Below are 14,494 nucleotides of genomic sequence, written 5' to 3' on the forward strand. Positions count from 1 at the left end.
GCCGGCGGCTGTCGGCCTCGATGATCAGCCGATCACCATCGATCGCCGAGGGCTGTGCCGACGAACGATGTCATGTGCTGCCTGGCTTTCTTCGATTCCGGTACGGGTAACAGGACGAAACCGTGAAACCCACCGGCCATTTCGACAAGGGTGACGTCGACACCGGCCGTCCGCATGCGCGCGGCCACGTTGCGGGAGTCATCGAGTAGACAGTCGTGAGTGCCGACGACGATCAACGTGGAGGGGAATTCGGCGAATGAGCCGAAGAGCGGCGATACCAACGGCGTCTTCACATCGTAGTCGCCGGCATACGATGCGGCGCTGCGCGACAGGCCCGCGCGCGACAGCAGATCTCGGTGTTCGTTGTGCAGGAAGCTGGCGGAGTTGTTCGTCAGATCTGCCCAAGGGAACATCGTCACCAACCCCTTCGGCGCGGCACCGCCCCGGTCGAGTACTCGTCGTACCAGCGACATGGCCAGTCCACCGCCGGCGGATTCTCCGATCACGACCGTAGGCCGATCGCGCGCCACCTCGTCGTAGACCGCCCACACGTCATCCAGTGCGGCGGGAAACGGATGCTCCGGTGCAAGTCGGTAATCGACACTTATCAGTTCCGCGCCGAGGTCGCGGGCCAGGCCGCTGTGGGCACGAGCGGCCAGCGAACTACCGGAGACGAAAGCCCCGCCGTGGACGTGGAAGATCAACCCGCCGCCCTTGCGGCTCGGGCGGAACCACCGAACGGGTACACCGCCCACCGTCGCGGTAGCCTCCTGGACTCCGCGCGCGCGCCGCTGGAACGACTCCATGGATCGGGTGATGGCGCGGGTCTTGTCCAGGTCGTGCCCACCGCCGGATTTCGCCGACGCCATCAGGATGAGTTTCTGGAAGGCGATCAGCCGTCGGCTCGCGCGGCTGGATGTGGCATCAGACACCGGTGTTCTCCTATTCATCGACGGCAGGGTGATCACACTGCCTGCAGCAACAACATCAACCCCACGACGACGAGGATCACCGCCAGAATCGCGGCGTTATGTCGCTCCAGCGCCACCTTGAGCCGGCGCAGGGGGTCGTTCATGCGCTCGCGCCAGATGGCGTAGCTCAGCACGGGCAGGATCACCGTCACACTGGCGAGCACGGCGAATCCTGCGACATCTCCCGACAGGGTGAGGCTCGTCGGCGCGGTGGCTCCGATGCTGAAACCTGCGGCGGCACAGGCGGAGAGCACTTTGGGATTGAGGGATACCAGAACCGGTGCGACGGCCAGTGCCCGATGCGGAGTAACGGAGTCGAGCGCCCGCAGCCATACCGGCGCCCGTTTGGCCCGGCCCCGACGTGTCCAGGTGACGAGACCGGCGACGATCAGGAGCACCGCAGCCACCATCGTCGCGGGCCGGATCCAGTGCGGCGGGGGACCGCCGGCATCGCTGAGTTGTCCCGCGATTCGGACGAACACCCCGGTCGCCAGCGCCAGTGACAGTGTCCACCCCGCTGCGAAGGCCCATCCCGCCGCGAGCGGTCGGGGTGTGTGCAGCATCAGGATCGCCGGGACCACCGAGGCCGGCGACACCGCGATGATCAGTGCCGGCGACGCCAACTCCAACAACATTGCGCACCCGAGCTTTCCGTCGTGTTCCGCCCAAAAGTAATGAAAGCTCATTATATACTGGGCGTCATCTTCTGAGTACGATCGGGCGATGCCCTCGGAGTCGAAACACCATCGAGAACCGGCGCGCAACCGCGGCCGCAACAGCAGCGGAGAAGCGACACGTGGCAAGCTCATCGCGATTGCGGAGGCGATGTTCGCCGACCGTGGAATCGCTGCCGTGAGCCTCAATGAGATCAGACTTGCCGCCGGGCAGAGCAACGCCGCCGTGGTGAACTACCATTTCGGCTCCAAAGAGGACCTGGTCAAAGCCATTCTCGAAGATCGTCTCGAGCGTATCGACGCAGAGCGTGGGCGGATTCTCGACACGGCTCTGTCGGGCAGTCAACCGATCGAGCTCAGGGGTCTTCTCGAAGCCTTGGTTCTCCCCCAGGTGAGCAGCATCGAACGTGGGGAGCGGCACGTCGAGCTGGTGGCTCAGCTCCTCTTCCACGGCTACGGCGAACCTGGCGGGCATGCGTGGATTCTGGCCGACCCGTCGTTGACCGGGCATGGGCAACGGGTCAATCAACTTCTGTGGAAACAGCTTTCGCATCTTCCCGAGGCTGTCTCGACGGCGCGGCTTCGTTTCGTCTACATCAGCAGTCTGACTTCTCTGGCCGACCATCAGCGCCAACACGCCACCGCGACGGAGGCGCCACCCACCGCGACGTTCGTGTCGGACCTCATCGATTCGCTGGCCGCGATCATCCGCGCGCCGGTATCGGCAGCAACGCTCGAGTCGTTGCAGCGGTGAACGAATCTCGTTATTCGGACGTGAGCGCAGCCCGCAGGAGTTCTCGACCGGGTAGTGATTGCAGGTCGGATTCCACTGTCACCGAGTGAAGTTCACCGTTCCACACGAATGGTGGTCGATATTCGTCGCACACCGGTAGCCCGCGGTCGCGGCCCAAGAGCAGCGCTGTCCCACCGTGTTGCCAGACGTGAGGCAACGTCAGCGGGGCGGTTGCAGAGCCGACGACGATGTCGTCGATCACCGCTTCCACCCGAGTTGCACCGTCGAGGCGGTGTAACCGGCATCCTGCGCTGTGGCGACCCGGTTCCAGCGGCCGATCGGCGCGCACCCGAATGTTGCCGCCGGGGGCGGCGATCGCAATGTGCAGTCGGCGTTCGATCACGAACGCCGCCAGCCCGCCGGTCCAGTTGCCGATGGCAAACAACACGCCGTCGGCGCCCTCGACTGGGACGTCGATGTCGGCGGACAGCCGGCTGTACAGCAGGGGCAGTGCTTCGTCGACGACCGGACCACCCGAGGGCCGCAGCACCACGCGCTGCCCGGGCGGGTATTGCGGCCACACCATCTCGGCCGCTCGTGCCACCAGGGAATCGGTCAGCGGCAGGACGTCGTAGCGCGCGGCCTCGGCTTCCCAGAGGTTGGTCAACCGCGATACGACGTCGGGGTGGTCTGCCGACACGTCGTGGGCTTCGGAGAAGTCGTCGTTGCGGAACAATGACCACCGGTCAGCGGCGAAATCCCGGCTGCCGTCGAGCAGAGATTCCTCATCCAGCACACCTTGGCTCACGTGATCGGTCGTGGCCTTCCAGCCGTCGGCAACGATGGAGCGGGAACCCACGACTTCGAAGTACTGGGTCGATCGAGGCGCCGGCGCCGTCGCGTCGTCGAATGTCGGCACCAGGCTCGACCCGTGGACGGCGGTCTCGGGGGAGTCCGAATTCAAACGCACCCCGCAGGCCTCCAGAACCGTCGGCATGACGTCGATGGCGTGTGCGAACTGTGAGCGGACAGCGCCGCCGCTGCGGACTCCGCGCGGCCAGTGCACGATCAGCGGAACTCGCGTCCCGCCCAGCCACGCATACCGCTTCCACAGCCGGAATGGGGTATTGCCGGCCCAGGCCCAACCCCACGCATAGTGCGGATAGCCCGCGATGCCACCCCAGTCCGCGAGGCGGTCGATGTTGTCGGCCGCCGACTCCGGTATCCGATGGGTGAAGCGGTGTTCATTGCTGGTTCCCGAGACGCCCCCTTCTGCGCTGGCCCCGTTGTCGGACATCACGAGGACGATCGTGTCGTCCAGGATGCCGATGTCCTCGAGGGTGCGGATCAGTCGATCGATCTGACTGTCGGTATGGCTGAGGAAGCCGGCGTAAACCTCGTGCATCCGCGTGTACACGGCGCGTTCGTCCGCGGTCAGGCTGGTCCACGCCGGGACCCAATCGGGCCGGTCGGTGAGTGTGGTGTCGGGCGGCACCACGCCCTCGGCGAGCTGCCGCGCGAACACCTCCTCACGCCATGCGTCCCAACCGATATCGAACTGCCCGGCGTACGCGTCGGCCCAGCTCTTGTGCACGTGATGGGGTGAGTGCATGGCACCGGTGGCGAAGTACAGGAAGAACGGCTTGTCCGGCGCCGACTGCTGCTGACTGACCACCATCCTGATCGCTTCGTCGGTGAGGTCCTCGGTCAAGTGGTAGCCATCCGGGCGCAGATCGGGGCCCTCGAGATAGGTGTTGTCGCGGACCAGTTGCGGGTCCCAGTGGTTGGCGTCGCCGAGCAAAAAGCCGTAGTAGCGTTCGAATCCGAGCCCCAACGGCCAACGGGCGAAGGGACCGGCACTCGTCCGTTCACCCCGAGGTGCGAGATGCCATTTCCCGACGGCCATCGTGCTCCAGCCGGAATCCCGCAGTACGCGCGGCAGCGTCGGTGCGGACGCCGGGATCTTGCCGGTGTAACCCGGATGGGTAGTCGGCATATCGGCCAGAAAGCCCATCCCGACCGAGTGGTGGTTTCGGCCGGTGAGTAATGCGGCTCGTGTCGGTGAACACAGTCCGGTGACGTGAAAGCGGTTGTACCGGAGTCCGTTGCGAGCCAGACGATCGATGGCCGGTGTCCGGATGTCTGATCCGTAGCAACCGAACTGGGCGTAGCCGAGATCGTCCAGCACGATCATGACCACATTGGGCGCTCCTACTGGCGCAGCCACCTCGTCGGTCACATCGTGAGTGCCCATCGCCAACTCCTCCACCCGGAAGCTCGTCAAAGTAATGCGACCTCATTACTACCATACGACCGGGCGGAACCGCCGACCTGGCGCTCACCATTCCGTCGTGTAACGCATGTCGCTCGACGTGGCACTCACCTCCGTAGGACGACGCCGCGCGGCGAAGCTCCGCAGCGGGCGGTGCCCGCCAGGTCGAAAGGAAACACAGTGGTCATGAGCCGGCAGTTCGACGCCGTCGTCATTGGGGGCGGTCCGGGCGGCGCGACAGCCGCTTTCGGGCTGGCGCGACGCGGGTTGAGCGTCTGCGTTGTGGAAGATCGTTTGGTGGGCGGCGAATGCCACTACTGGGCCTGCAATCCGACCAAATCGCTCATCCGCCCGATCGAAGTCCTCGCACTGGCCAAGGCGGTTCCCGGCGTTCGCGAGGTGGTGTCCGGCGACCGCGTGAACGTCGACGCGGTCCTCGCCAAGAGAGATGCCGTCATCGACCACCTGGCCGACCACGACGTGGTCGCGAACATGCGGGCCGCGGGTATCGAGGTCATCCACGGTCACGGCCGACTCGACGGCGAGCGGTCGGTCGTTGTCGGCGGCACGAACGAATCCGACCAGAAGGTGCGCGCCCGGCACGCAGTCGTCCTGGCCACGGGTACGCGGCCGGTGATCCCCGATGTCCCTGGCCTGCTGACAGCTGCACCGTGGACCAACCGAGATCTCGCCGTGATGTCCTCGGTCCCTTCCCGCGCGATCGTCGTCGGGGGCGGAGTGGTCGGCGTGGAATGTGCAACCATCCTGTCGGGCTTGGGATCCGCCGTCACCCTGTTGGTGCGCGGTCCCCGTTTGTTGCGCGGTTTCGAGCCGTTCGCGGGGGAGCGCGTGATGCAGGCACTGCAGAGTCGTGGTGTGACGATCCACCACGACCTCGAGTTGACGTCGGTTTCCCGCGATGAGGCAGGCGGCGGGGTCTGGGTGCGGGCAGGCGATCTCGACGTCGAAGCCGACGAAATCGTGCTTGCCACCGGACGCACGCCCAACACCGACGATCTCGGTGTGGACAGCGTCGGACTGACCACCGGGGAATTCGTGTCCGTCGATGACAACCTCACGGCGCTCGGGGTCGACGGCGACTGGCTCTATGCGATCGGTGACACCACGGGGCGGGCACTCCTGTCCCATGTTTCGCAATATCACGCCGGAATCGTGGCCAGAGTCGTGGAATGCCGTGCCCGCGGGAAAGCGCTTCGGGGAGCGCAGTTCGTTGCCCGGGACCGCGGGCATATTCCGCAGGTCGTCTTCACCGATCCGCAGGTGGTGCAGGTCGGGTACACCGAAGCCGAGGCTGTTTCGGCCGGTCTTCGCCCGGTGACACGATCAGCGCGGTATTCGGACGAAATCGCCGAGTTGGCAATCTTGCGCGACGGGTTCGACGCCGAAGCAAAACTGGTGATCGACGCCGCTGGCGATACGCTCCTGGGCGTCACGCTGGTCGGCCCGGATGTCGGCGATCTGGTCCACGCGGCCACGACCGCGATCGTGGGCAAGGTGCCCCTGTCGGTGCTACAGCACGTGATCGCGCCGCACCCATCCCTGAGTCAGATGTGGAACCCGTTGGTCGCTGCGCCGCTCGACGAATGAACGGCATCGCCTTGCGCACGTCAGCGCGGATCCGAGATCACGGTCATGAGTCGTGCGCGCAGTGCCGGATCGACGTCGTCGAATCGAAGTCTGGCGAGAATGGCCACGGTGGTGCGGAACTGCTGCACGTAGTTTGCGCAGCCGTCGCATTCGAGCAGATGGGCTTCGAAGCGGCGCTGTGTGTCCATCCCGAGGCAACCGTCGAGATGCTCGGTCACCAACTCCACCAGCTCGTTGCAGTCCATCGCATCGGCGGTCATGACGGTTCCCTCAAGTAGTCCTCCAAGAGCTGTCTCAACGCGGCCCGACCTCGATGGAGCAGTACGCGCTGATTGGCCACGCTGATGTCGAGCACCGCGCACACTTCGGCCGAATCCATACCCAAGACGTCACGCATTGCGACGACTGTGCGTTGCCGGTCGGGCAGCCGGTCGAGCGCGTGCCGTGTCACGGTCAGCATCTCCTCACCGAGTACCGATCCCTCGGGGGTGTCAGGAAAGGGTACCGGTGCGTCGCCGGGCAGCCAGTGGCCCGGGTACGGATCGGCCGGACCACGGAAGCGAGACGGATCGACGGTGGTGTCGGCTTGCGAGCGAACCGGCACGAGCGCATCGCGTCGCTCGCGCACCCCACGCCGTTTGGCGACGTTGATCAGCACGGCGAACAACCATGTCCGCAAGGAGGACCGGCCCTCGAACGAGTAGATCCCCTTCATCAGCGCGATCCACGTCTCCTGAACCACCTCCTCGGCAACGTCGTCGCTCCGTACATAGCCGCGGGCAACTCTGAGCATCGCCGGTGTATGACGATCGACGAGGTCGGCGTACGCCGACGCATCGCGCCTGCGCAATGCCGCGAGGAGTTCCGCTTCATCCCCGAACGCCGTGGTGACCGTCTCCGGTGGACTCACGTTCGCTCGGTCCGTCGCCAAGGCAGCTGCAGCCGTGATACCGAAATCGCTACGACGTAATAGATTGGTACACAGAGCCATACGGCCGCAAGCGAAAGCCACAGGCCCGTCGAGTAGTCCCGGTCGAGAAGCGTCATGTTGTCCGGTTTCGCGCCTGGTCTGCCGTAGACGGGAAGGGCCAGGACCAGCAGAACCGCGGAGCAGAGGGAGGCCAGAACCACCGGCGTCCACCATCGACCCCGGATGATCCGTCGGCCGGCCCAGCCGAGCGCGGCGCAGAGCGGCGCCAAGACGAAATCGTGCAGGATCACTCCGATCGCCGCCCATGCCGCGATGAGCAAGAGCGTTCTCGGTGGCAGTTCCCATGCGAGGGTGGCACCGTAGAGACCGGCCGTCGATCCCGCCGCGATGAGGATCACCCGCAGCGGCGCCATCAGACGACCTCGATGCGGGACAACCACTTCGTCTGCAGCACGCCAGGACGCGTCGGGGCGATGAGGCGGCAGGGGTAACCGTGATCGATGTCGAGCGTTTCGCCGTTGAGCCGGAGCGCGATGAGCGTCCGGGCATCTCGGGCGTGGCGGGCCGGCAGCGTGGTGCGGGAGTAGGGGCCGGGTGGTTCCAGTGAGATCATGCGAACGTCGGCCTCGGGTGACCCACCCACCGCCGCGACCAGGTCAGCCAACGCGATGCCCGACCATTCGGCGTCGACACTCCAGCCCTCCACGCAGGCCAGCGGAAGTCGAAATGACTTCTGCGGCAGCGCCTGCAGATCGTCGAGCGTGAATTGCCGGGTCACCGCGCCGTGGGCGACGGTCAGCGTGTAATCGGTGGACCGCGCGGTCCGGAGCACGCCGGCCGCAGCCGCCGACCGGTTGATCGGGACGCCTTGCGGACCGGTACCGGTGCGCGGCGCCAGGACCGACACCCGACGCAGCAGCGGCACCGACTGACCGGCGGTGACCAGAGTCGCCAGCGCGGCGGCGACCCCGGTACCCCACAGAACGGTCCGCCGGGACACACCGACGGCGCGGCCGGTGCCCGCACCGTCGATCGACCTCGTCAACGCGCCGCGGATCACCGGCAGTTTGACGCCGATGTGCACCAGAACTGCGCCGATCGCGAGGTAGGACACCGCATAGTGCGCCGTGGTGAAGAAGAAGTCGAACGCGTACCACTGGGCGATGTTCAGCAAGCCGGTGGACAACTGGAAGAGCACCGTCGCAACCAGAACGAGAATCGACAATCGCTCGAGTTGGCGACCGATGCCGCCCAAGATCGGACGCTCGAACAGCTTCGGCCACACCGACCACAGCTTCACCATAACCAGCGGAATCGCCGCGATGCCCGAAATCACGTGCAGGCCCTGCGTCAGGCGATACAGCCACACCGGCCGGGTAGGCCACCAGAACCAGGGCTGCGGATGCTGGATGAAATGACTGAGCAACCCCGTCACCATGCACACAGCGATGCACACACCCAGCCAGGCGCCCACCCGAGCGGTCACCGCAGTGCTTCGTGAGCTCGAAAACGTCCCGAAGCGCGTCATCCGGTCACCCCGTCGACGCGTCGGTCGAGACGGCACTGCATGGTCGCGGGCGGTGTCGGGGGAGAAGGACCCATGCAGGGGTAGTGCATCTTGCGGTGTCGCTCGTTACAGGAGGCGGCTATCGGAGTCGACGGGAGTCATCGCCAGATCCGGCGCGAGTGTCAGAACTCAGGCGTGATCGAGCCGGACGCGATGTCCGCGAGGTCGGCTCTATCATCGGCGTCGAAGTCGTCGGGCGGCCCTCCGCCAAGAGCGCTGAGAATGCTGACCGATTCCACGGCCCAGTGCATCACCGACTCTTCACTGGCGGAGTGGTTGGGATGGTCGGGGTCTTCGCGCTCGCGCGGGGACGAGTAGCCGATGTTCACCAGGGCCAGCAGGTGGCCGGCCTCGTGAACGAGGACTGCTCGCTCTACCGCGTTCGAGTCGCCGAACCCGCGCGCCTGATTCTGTTCGAGAAACAGCACGAAGCTCGAGCTGCTGTAGGCGACGCCGATCACGCCCTGTTGATCGCTGAACGTGCCGTTGGCCGAGAGCACGTACATGCTGGCCGTATCGCCGCGGGTGACCGTGTCTCGGTTTTCCTGCTCGACAGTTCGCAAGTCCTCTGCGGTGTAGGTGTCGAGGTTCGTCGAGATCGTCTACGTCTCGACGTCGACGGGCTTGTTGGTCACCGACCCGAGCACCGTCTGGAAGTGCGAGAGCGCGCCCGGGGATATCTCGGCTCCCTGAACCTGATCGACCTCGACGACGATGCGGGCGATGTCTCCGCGCAGGTATGTCGTCGCTTCGGCACCCGGCCCTGCGTAACGGACGCCGGGCGGCAGGTTCTCCGGAACAAGACCTGCGCCCTGGCCCCCGGAATCAGTGGGCACCTCGGTCCTGATGATGCACGAGGACAGGGCGAAGACGGTCAGAGCCGCGAGCACTGCCCGCCACCGCGACGCCTTGGTGTTCACCTCAAGCCTCTACCCGGCGTCGGACCGTCCAAACGGGTGGCCCCGTCCGCAGCCGGTCAAAGGGTGCGAAGCTGTTCCGATGAATGCCCGGGCGAACAACTACGACGAATTCGCCCACGCTTACGCCGCTGAGAACGAAAACAACCTGGTGAACGCGTACTACGAGCGTCCTGCGATGCTTGCGCTGGCAGGTGAGGTGACCGGCCGACAGATTCTCGATGCCGGTTGCGGTTCTGGTCCGCTATCCGCTGCCTTGCGTGATCGCGGTGCAGCAGTCACCGGTATCGACTCCAGCGCCGCGATGCTGCAGCTGGCCAGACAGCGACTAGGTCGAGATGTGCCACTGGAGCGGGTAGACCTCCGCGATCGGCTGCCGTTCGACGATGAGACGTTTGATGACGTGATGGCGTCGTTGGTGTTGCACTATCTGCAGGACTGGGGGCCGACGCTGGCGGAGATGCGGAGAGTACTGAAGCCAAGTGGGCGTCTCATCGTGTCGGTCGAGCACCCCATCATCGCCTATATGATTCAGCAGCCATCGCCTGATTACTTCGCCGTAAGCAGCTATTCGTTCGAATGGACCTTCGACGGACGACCCGCGCCGATGACGTTCTGGCGCAGGCCTTTACATGCGATGACCGACGCCTTCACCGCGGCCGGGTTCGCCCTCTCACGGATCAGTGAACCTCAACCGGACCCCGCGGCCAGAGAGCTGTTCCCCGAAGACTTCGAAGCCCTGGCGACTCAGCCAAACTTCCTGTTCTTCGTCCTCACGGCAGTGGACCTGTCGCGGTAGTTCCGTTGATGGATCACCGAGGGTTTCGCGGTCAGCGGTGATGCCGGGCGGCTGGTCACACCGATATGCCGAACAGTCGTTCTGCGTTTCGGAACGCGATCTTCTCCTTGGTCTCGCGTGGCAGATCCACTGCGCGAAACCAGTCGGTTCCCTCCTTCATGTTCGCAAACGGGTAGTCGGTGGCGAACATGACTCGGTCCGCACTGACGTGCTTCAGCAAGAGCTTGAGCAGGTCATCTTGAAAGAATGCGCTCGTCGTGACCCAGAAGTTGTCCTTGAAGTATTGCCCCAAAGGCTTATTCAGCGAACCTTCGGTCGACTCTCCCAAATCTTCGACGATGCGCTCGTAGTAGAACGGGAGTCCCTCTCCCATGTGACCGATGATCATCTGCAGCTTAGGGAATCTATCGAAGACCCCGGACATGATCAGCCGAAGGCATTGAGTAAGCACCTCCTGGTGCCAACCATATCCCGATCCGCTGAAGATGTAATCCTGGTACTCATTGTTGTAGCCGGGACGCTCAATACGATAGTAGATATCGAAGACTTCTTTGGGCGGGAAGCCCGGATGCAGATATATCGGAACACCAAGTGCCTCGGCACGTGCGAGAACGGGTTCGAAATCGTGGTGGTCGAGGAATTTGCTGCCGACGAACCCATTGGTCATGGCGCCGACGAAGCCGTCTTCTCGGACAGCGCGTTCCAGTTCATCCGCCGATGCCGCAGGGTCCCGCAGGGGCAGGGTCGCATAGGCCTGGTACCGCCCCGGATAGAGGGTCATCGGGCCGTCGGCGATCGTCTTGTTGAGACGAAACGCGAAGTCGTTGCCCTCCGGACCGACGAGGTCTTGCACGCCCGGCGTATGTGCGGAAAGAACGCCGACGGTGATTCCCGCCGTATCCATTGCGCCGATGCGACTGGGCCCGAGTTCGGCGAGACCGATTTCCTTGAGGTACTCGACGTGATCAGCATTGATCGCGTTCAGCGCAATCAGCTCATCGGTGGTGTAAGTCTCTTCGGTGGCGATGAACGGGAGGTCTTGGTCTCGCAACGAGACGTCCGAACTCTCGGTTCCTGGGTCGTGGGATATCGCGCCACATGCGGACAACCCGGCGCCGAAACCAAGTGCGGCGGCGCCGCCGAGAAAGTTGCGGCGTCCCATTGTGAGTTTCTCCAGGGGTTCAGCTCGCATATTCTTCGGGAGGGGCATGACCACAGCCTGCTGCTCGACAATTCCAGTGTCACGGGGGATAACCTCCCGGGTGAGTGTGGATAACCTCCGCTTATGGCATACGTGTGCGGACCACACCATGTCGTGCAGCCGAGTTCGATGCGCAGTACGAAGTCGAGCGAGCCAATGATGGCATTTCTCCGCCTTGTGCGTGTCCGGCCGTCTCAGTGAGGTTGGTGGCGGCGGACGAGGTCAATCATCCGCGCCGCCGGTCGCTTCGCACCGGCGCGCCGAACGTTTCGCGTCGGCGCGCCGAAAATGATGTGCGGCCACGCGGGCCAGTACGGCCGGACGTAGGAGACTCTGCGGTGGGTCAATCAGGTTGGCCACGCGGAGGAGTAGTTCGGTGACGACGATATCGTCGGCGGCTTCGAGGATCTTGTGTTGTGCCCACCGGGTCACGTGGCGGTGCAGTGCTCGTCTGATCCCGCGCGCCGGTAGGCGGGTCGGGGGCTGGTTCATCGCCCACACCCGGGCGGTGACGGTTGTGAGGGCTTGGTGAAAGTGTTTGGGGTCGACGGACCGGTCGGCGTGCAGGTGGGTGCGCAGGGTGTGGGCGTGCAGTGCTGCGATGGTGATGCCTTGGCCATGAATGGGGTCGAGGCTGCACAAGGCGTCGCCGATGACGAGCAGGCCGCCGGGATGGTGGGGGTGGCGGTCGTAGCGGTGCCAGGTGCCGCCGGGGTAGCGGTGAACCATTATCTCGGTGAGGGGTCTGGCTCGCTGCAGGGCCGGATGAATGTGTGGCGGAACGAACTGTTGGGCGGCAGTGAGCATGTCCGCGAAAGTGGTTGGTGGTCTGTGGGGGTCGTTGCGCCGCTTGGCCACGGTCAGCGTCCAGGTGTTGTTCTCGCCGGCGATGAGGCCGCCGCGGCCGGCGCCGGTGTGTGGAACGACGAGGATCAGGCGCTCGGAGAACGTATGGCAGTCGGGGATGGTGATCCGCTGGCTGTAGTAGACGCCGTGTGCGGTGAAGGACTGCTGCGGTGGCCGGCCGAGGCCGAGGCTTTCAAGCAGCAGGGGAGTGCGGGAGCCGCGGCCGGTGGCATCGACGGTCAAGTCCGCGGTCAATGTCGTCGCCCGTCCGGTGCGGCGGTCACTGATCGACGACCCAGTGATGCGATCGGGTCGATTCGCGATGAGTTCGACGATGTCATGCCCATCGATCACGGTGACGTTGGGCAGCGCGGCGACCCGCCGGCGGAGGTGGAATTCGAGGAACGGGCGGGTCACCAAATGCTGTGTGAGGACAGCGGGATCGGCAAGCGGCGCGGTCCGGTTGAAGGTGTACGGACCGTTCTGCAGGTGGACGCGGGCTCCGAGGTGGGCGTCCTCGAGCACAGTGCTCCCGTGAGCGGACAGATCGGCCAGGAACCCGGGCAGCAACTCCTCGATGGTGAGCCATCCGCGGGATAGAACGCTGTGCAAATGCGGGCCCTGGGGAACTCCGCGGCGCTCGATTGGGCTGTCGGGCAATCGGTCCCGCTCGACGACGGTGACGGTCGAGAACGCATCGGCCAGCGCGGCCGTGGCCAGCAAGCCGGCGATACCCCCACCGAGGACGACAGCGTGTCCAGACGCGTCTTTCATGGGTCTCCCTGGCGCATCGAGAGCTCTTGTCAGGAGGCAAACTAACATTTTTTAAGAAAAGTAAGACTACATTAAGCAAACTCTAAGGAGCCATGGTCGGTAACTACTTGCTCGGCCGACCGCTGAGGCGTTTCTCAGCGCCTCCGGCCCGGCCATCCATGACGGACGAATACTCGCGGCAAGTAGCGGACTTGGTAGCCGCGTTCGGCTGCGACGGCCCCTCAAGCGCGGCTTCGCCGCGTAGTGGGTACTAGGGTTCGCTCGCCGATATCGCTACGGATGCGTCGCAAAACAATTCTCGTGCAGAATGATTGGATCCCTTAGGCAGCGGTGGCGCTGCCTGCGTAACATTGGAAGGTGGCAGTTGATGTGCTTTCCTGCGACGCTGGGGATTTCGACACGGGTCGGCACATGATGCTGATCGACGGTCACCTCAATCTGTTCGGCGACCGGGCCACGTTGGAACGCCCGCACGAGGCGCGCTGATCGGCCAGGTAGCGCACATCCATGGCTACGCGACGCTGCTGACGATCGCGACGACCAGCCCGGCCAGGGTCAGCAATCCAACTATTACCGCAGCCGTGGTCGCCCGACCCCGTCGGTGCCGGCGCGCGTCGTAGATCGCCACCGCGATGCCGGCGAAGATCAATGCCGCATAGAAAGTAAGCCCCATCGTCAGCGCCGCCGTCGATGCGGCACTGGCCATCGTCGCGTCGTGCACGCCGCGAGCCTACGGCGCGCACGAATGCATCGCCTTGAGCACAGGTTGGCATCCCCGCGGCCTCCTTCGATGAGTGACTGTGAGGTGCCCCCTGAAGGCGGACACACGCGCGATCCTCGATCGGCGCGGTGGCGTAGATTCTCTGGGAACAATCCGTGCATTCAACGAAAGTCATCATGTCCGAGGATCAGTACACCGACGTCCCACCGAATCAGCTGTCCATCGATCCGCGCAGCGCCTTCTACAGCGAAGAGGTGCTTCGACGCGATGTGGGGGTTCGCTTCAACGGTACCGAGAAGACCAATGTCCATGAATACAACGTGGACGAGGGTTGGGTCCGGGTCGAGGTTCCTACCGCGAAGGATCGCTACGGAAATCCGATGGTCGTCAAGCTCAGTGGCACGGTGGAACCTTATTTCCGCTGAAGGGACTGGCGGACGCACAGTCTTGAGGCCAACTGGGCGAGCTTGTCAGGGAATG

At 64.5% G+C, this 14,494-nt stretch carries 17 protein-coding genes; 5 read left to right on the forward strand and 12 right to left on the reverse strand.

All coding sequences use genetic code 11. The annotated features are described in order from the left end of the window. Positions 1-32: 32 nt before the first annotated feature. Entirely contained in the window at positions 33-932 is a 900-nt protein-coding gene (locus ACN27E_RS04865; RefSeq protein ID WP_422747005.1) for an alpha/beta hydrolase, read from the reverse strand. Positions 933-964: 32 nt separating this feature from the next. After that, positions 965-1,606 carry a GAP family protein gene (locus ACN27E_RS04870; RefSeq protein WP_422747007.1) on the reverse strand — a complete coding sequence of 214 codons (642 nt, stop codon included), beginning with the start codon at positions 1,604-1,606 and terminating at the stop codon, positions 965-967. A gap of 88 nt (positions 1,607-1,694) precedes the next feature. Here ACN27E_RS04870 and ACN27E_RS04875 point away from each other — a divergent pair, with 88 nt between their 5' ends. Continuing rightward, complete coding sequence (locus tag ACN27E_RS04875) at positions 1,695-2,399, forward strand: TetR/AcrR family transcriptional regulator (protein WP_422747008.1); 705 nt, start codon at positions 1,695-1,697, stop codon at positions 2,397-2,399. A gap of 10 nt (positions 2,400-2,409) precedes the next feature. Here the strand turns inward: ACN27E_RS04875 and ACN27E_RS04880 are convergent, their stop codons facing one another. After that, positions 2,410-4,632 (reverse strand): arylsulfatase, encoded by a 2,223-nt coding sequence (locus ACN27E_RS04880; protein WP_422747011.1) that lies wholly within the window; start codon positions 4,630-4,632, stop codon positions 2,410-2,412. Here ACN27E_RS04880 and ACN27E_RS04885 point away from each other — a divergent pair. Further along, entirely contained in the window at positions 4,621-6,258 is a 1,638-nt protein-coding gene (locus ACN27E_RS04885) for a dihydrolipoyl dehydrogenase family protein (RefSeq protein WP_422747012.1), read from the forward strand. The two genes, ACN27E_RS04880 and ACN27E_RS04885, sit on opposite strands and share 12 nt — an antisense overlap. 20 nt (positions 6,259-6,278) lie before the next feature. Here ACN27E_RS04885 and ACN27E_RS04890 read toward each other — a convergent pair whose 3' ends face one another. The 6 genes from ACN27E_RS04890 to ACN27E_RS04915 all read right to left on the reverse strand — a co-directional run bounded on the left by ACN27E_RS04890 (position 6,279) and on the right by ACN27E_RS04915 (position 9,676). Then, a complete protein-coding gene (locus ACN27E_RS04890; RefSeq protein WP_422747015.1) occupies positions 6,279-6,518 on the reverse strand; it encodes an anti-sigma factor family protein in 240 nt (79 codons plus the stop codon). Beyond that, the gene (locus ACN27E_RS04895; protein WP_422747017.1) at positions 6,515-7,168 is read right to left on the reverse strand and encodes an RNA polymerase sigma factor; all 654 of its coding nucleotides are present in this window, start codon (positions 7,166-7,168) and stop codon (positions 6,515-6,517) included. The genes ACN27E_RS04890 and ACN27E_RS04895 overlap by 4 nt, the downstream gene beginning before the upstream one ends. Continuing rightward, the gene (locus ACN27E_RS04900; protein ID WP_422747019.1) at positions 7,165-7,602 is read right to left on the reverse strand and encodes a hypothetical protein; all 438 of its coding nucleotides are present in this window, start codon (positions 7,600-7,602) and stop codon (positions 7,165-7,167) included. Before ACN27E_RS04900 ends, ACN27E_RS04895 begins: the two co-directional genes overlap by 4 nt. Further along, positions 7,602-8,717 carry a molybdopterin-dependent oxidoreductase gene (locus ACN27E_RS04905; RefSeq protein ID WP_422747021.1) on the reverse strand — a complete coding sequence of 372 codons (1,116 nt, stop codon included), beginning with the start codon at positions 8,715-8,717 and terminating at the stop codon, positions 7,602-7,604. Before ACN27E_RS04905 ends, ACN27E_RS04900 begins: the two co-directional genes overlap by 1 nt. A 161-nt stretch (positions 8,718-8,878) precedes the next feature. After that, a complete protein-coding gene (locus ACN27E_RS04910) occupies positions 8,879-9,319 on the reverse strand; it encodes a hypothetical protein (protein WP_422747023.1) in 441 nt (146 codons plus the stop codon). A gap of 39 nt (positions 9,320-9,358) precedes the next feature. Next, positions 9,359-9,676: a hypothetical protein gene (locus ACN27E_RS04915; RefSeq protein WP_422747024.1), complete on the reverse strand. Its 318-nt coding sequence runs from the start codon at positions 9,674-9,676 to the stop codon at positions 9,359-9,361. Positions 9,677-9,755: 79 nt separating this feature from the next. Here ACN27E_RS04915 and ACN27E_RS04920 point away from each other — a divergent pair, with 79 nt between their 5' ends. Next, positions 9,756-10,472, forward strand: a complete 717-nt coding sequence (locus ACN27E_RS04920; protein ID WP_422747025.1) for a class I SAM-dependent methyltransferase — start codon at positions 9,756-9,758, stop codon at positions 10,470-10,472. 55 nt (positions 10,473-10,527) lie between these two features. On the opposite strand, the gene ACN27E_RS04925 is transcribed toward ACN27E_RS04920, so the two are convergent. Then, on the reverse strand, positions 10,528-11,682 hold the full coding sequence (locus tag ACN27E_RS04925; RefSeq protein ID WP_422747027.1) for an amidohydrolase family protein: 1,155 nt from the start codon (positions 11,680-11,682) through the stop codon (positions 10,528-10,530). A gap of 213 nt (positions 11,683-11,895) precedes the next feature. Then, positions 11,896-13,293 carry an NAD(P)/FAD-dependent oxidoreductase gene (locus ACN27E_RS04930; RefSeq protein WP_422747030.1) on the reverse strand — a complete coding sequence of 466 codons (1,398 nt, stop codon included), beginning with the start codon at positions 13,291-13,293 and terminating at the stop codon, positions 11,896-11,898. 357 nt (positions 13,294-13,650) lie between these two features. Here ACN27E_RS04930 and ACN27E_RS04935 point away from each other — a divergent pair, with 357 nt between their 5' ends. After that, a complete protein-coding gene (locus ACN27E_RS04935; protein WP_422747031.1) occupies positions 13,651-13,779 on the forward strand; it encodes a hypothetical protein in 129 nt (42 codons plus the stop codon). 25 nt (positions 13,780-13,804) lie between these two features. Here the strand turns inward: ACN27E_RS04935 and ACN27E_RS04940 are convergent, their stop codons facing one another. Continuing rightward, positions 13,805-14,014: a hypothetical protein gene (locus ACN27E_RS04940; RefSeq protein ID WP_422747033.1), complete on the reverse strand. Its 210-nt coding sequence runs from the start codon at positions 14,012-14,014 to the stop codon at positions 13,805-13,807. Between the two features lie 176 nt (positions 14,015-14,190). On the opposite strand from ACN27E_RS04940, the gene ACN27E_RS04945 reads away from it, so the two are divergent. Further along, a complete protein-coding gene (locus ACN27E_RS04945) occupies positions 14,191-14,439 on the forward strand; it encodes a DUF3297 family protein (protein WP_422747034.1) in 249 nt (82 codons plus the stop codon). The last annotated feature ends 55 nt before the right edge of the window (positions 14,440-14,494 follow it).

The organism is Mycobacterium sp. WMMD1722, from assembly GCF_049315205.1.
GTDB lineage: Bacteria > Actinomycetota > Actinomycetes > Mycobacteriales > Mycobacteriaceae > Mycobacterium.

Bases quoted from the DNA above. Each gene is read 5' to 3' on its own strand.
- ACN27E_RS04925 (WP_422747027.1), bottom strand. From the start codon at position 11,682: ATGCCCCTCCCGAAGAATATGCGAGCTGAACCCCTGGAGAAACTCACA.
- ACN27E_RS04905 (WP_422747021.1), bottom strand. From the start codon at position 8,717: ATGACGCGCTTCGGGACGTTTTCGAGCTCACGAAGCACTGCGGTGACC.
- ACN27E_RS04945 (WP_422747034.1), top strand. From the start codon at position 14,191: ATGTCCGAGGATCAGTACACCGACGTCCCACCGAATCAGCTGTCCATC.
- ACN27E_RS04890 (WP_422747015.1), bottom strand. From the start codon at position 6,518: ATGACCGCCGATGCGATGGACTGCAACGAGCTGGTGGAGTTGGTGACC.
- ACN27E_RS04880 (WP_422747011.1), bottom strand. From the start codon at position 4,632: ATGGGCACTCACGATGTGACCGACGAGGTGGCTGCGCCAGTAGGAGCG.
- ACN27E_RS04875 (WP_422747008.1), top strand. From the start codon at position 1,695: ATGCCCTCGGAGTCGAAACACCATCGAGAACCGGCGCGCAACCGCGGC.
- ACN27E_RS04870 (WP_422747007.1), bottom strand. From the start codon at position 1,606: ATGTTGTTGGAGTTGGCGTCGCCGGCACTGATCATCGCGGTGTCGCCG.
- ACN27E_RS04920 (WP_422747025.1), top strand. From the start codon at position 9,756: ATGAATGCCCGGGCGAACAACTACGACGAATTCGCCCACGCTTACGCC.
- ACN27E_RS04930 (WP_422747030.1), bottom strand. From the start codon at position 13,293: ATGAAAGACGCGTCTGGACACGCTGTCGTCCTCGGTGGGGGTATCGCC.
- ACN27E_RS04900 (WP_422747019.1), bottom strand. From the start codon at position 7,602: ATGGCGCCGCTGCGGGTGATCCTCATCGCGGCGGGATCGACGGCCGGT.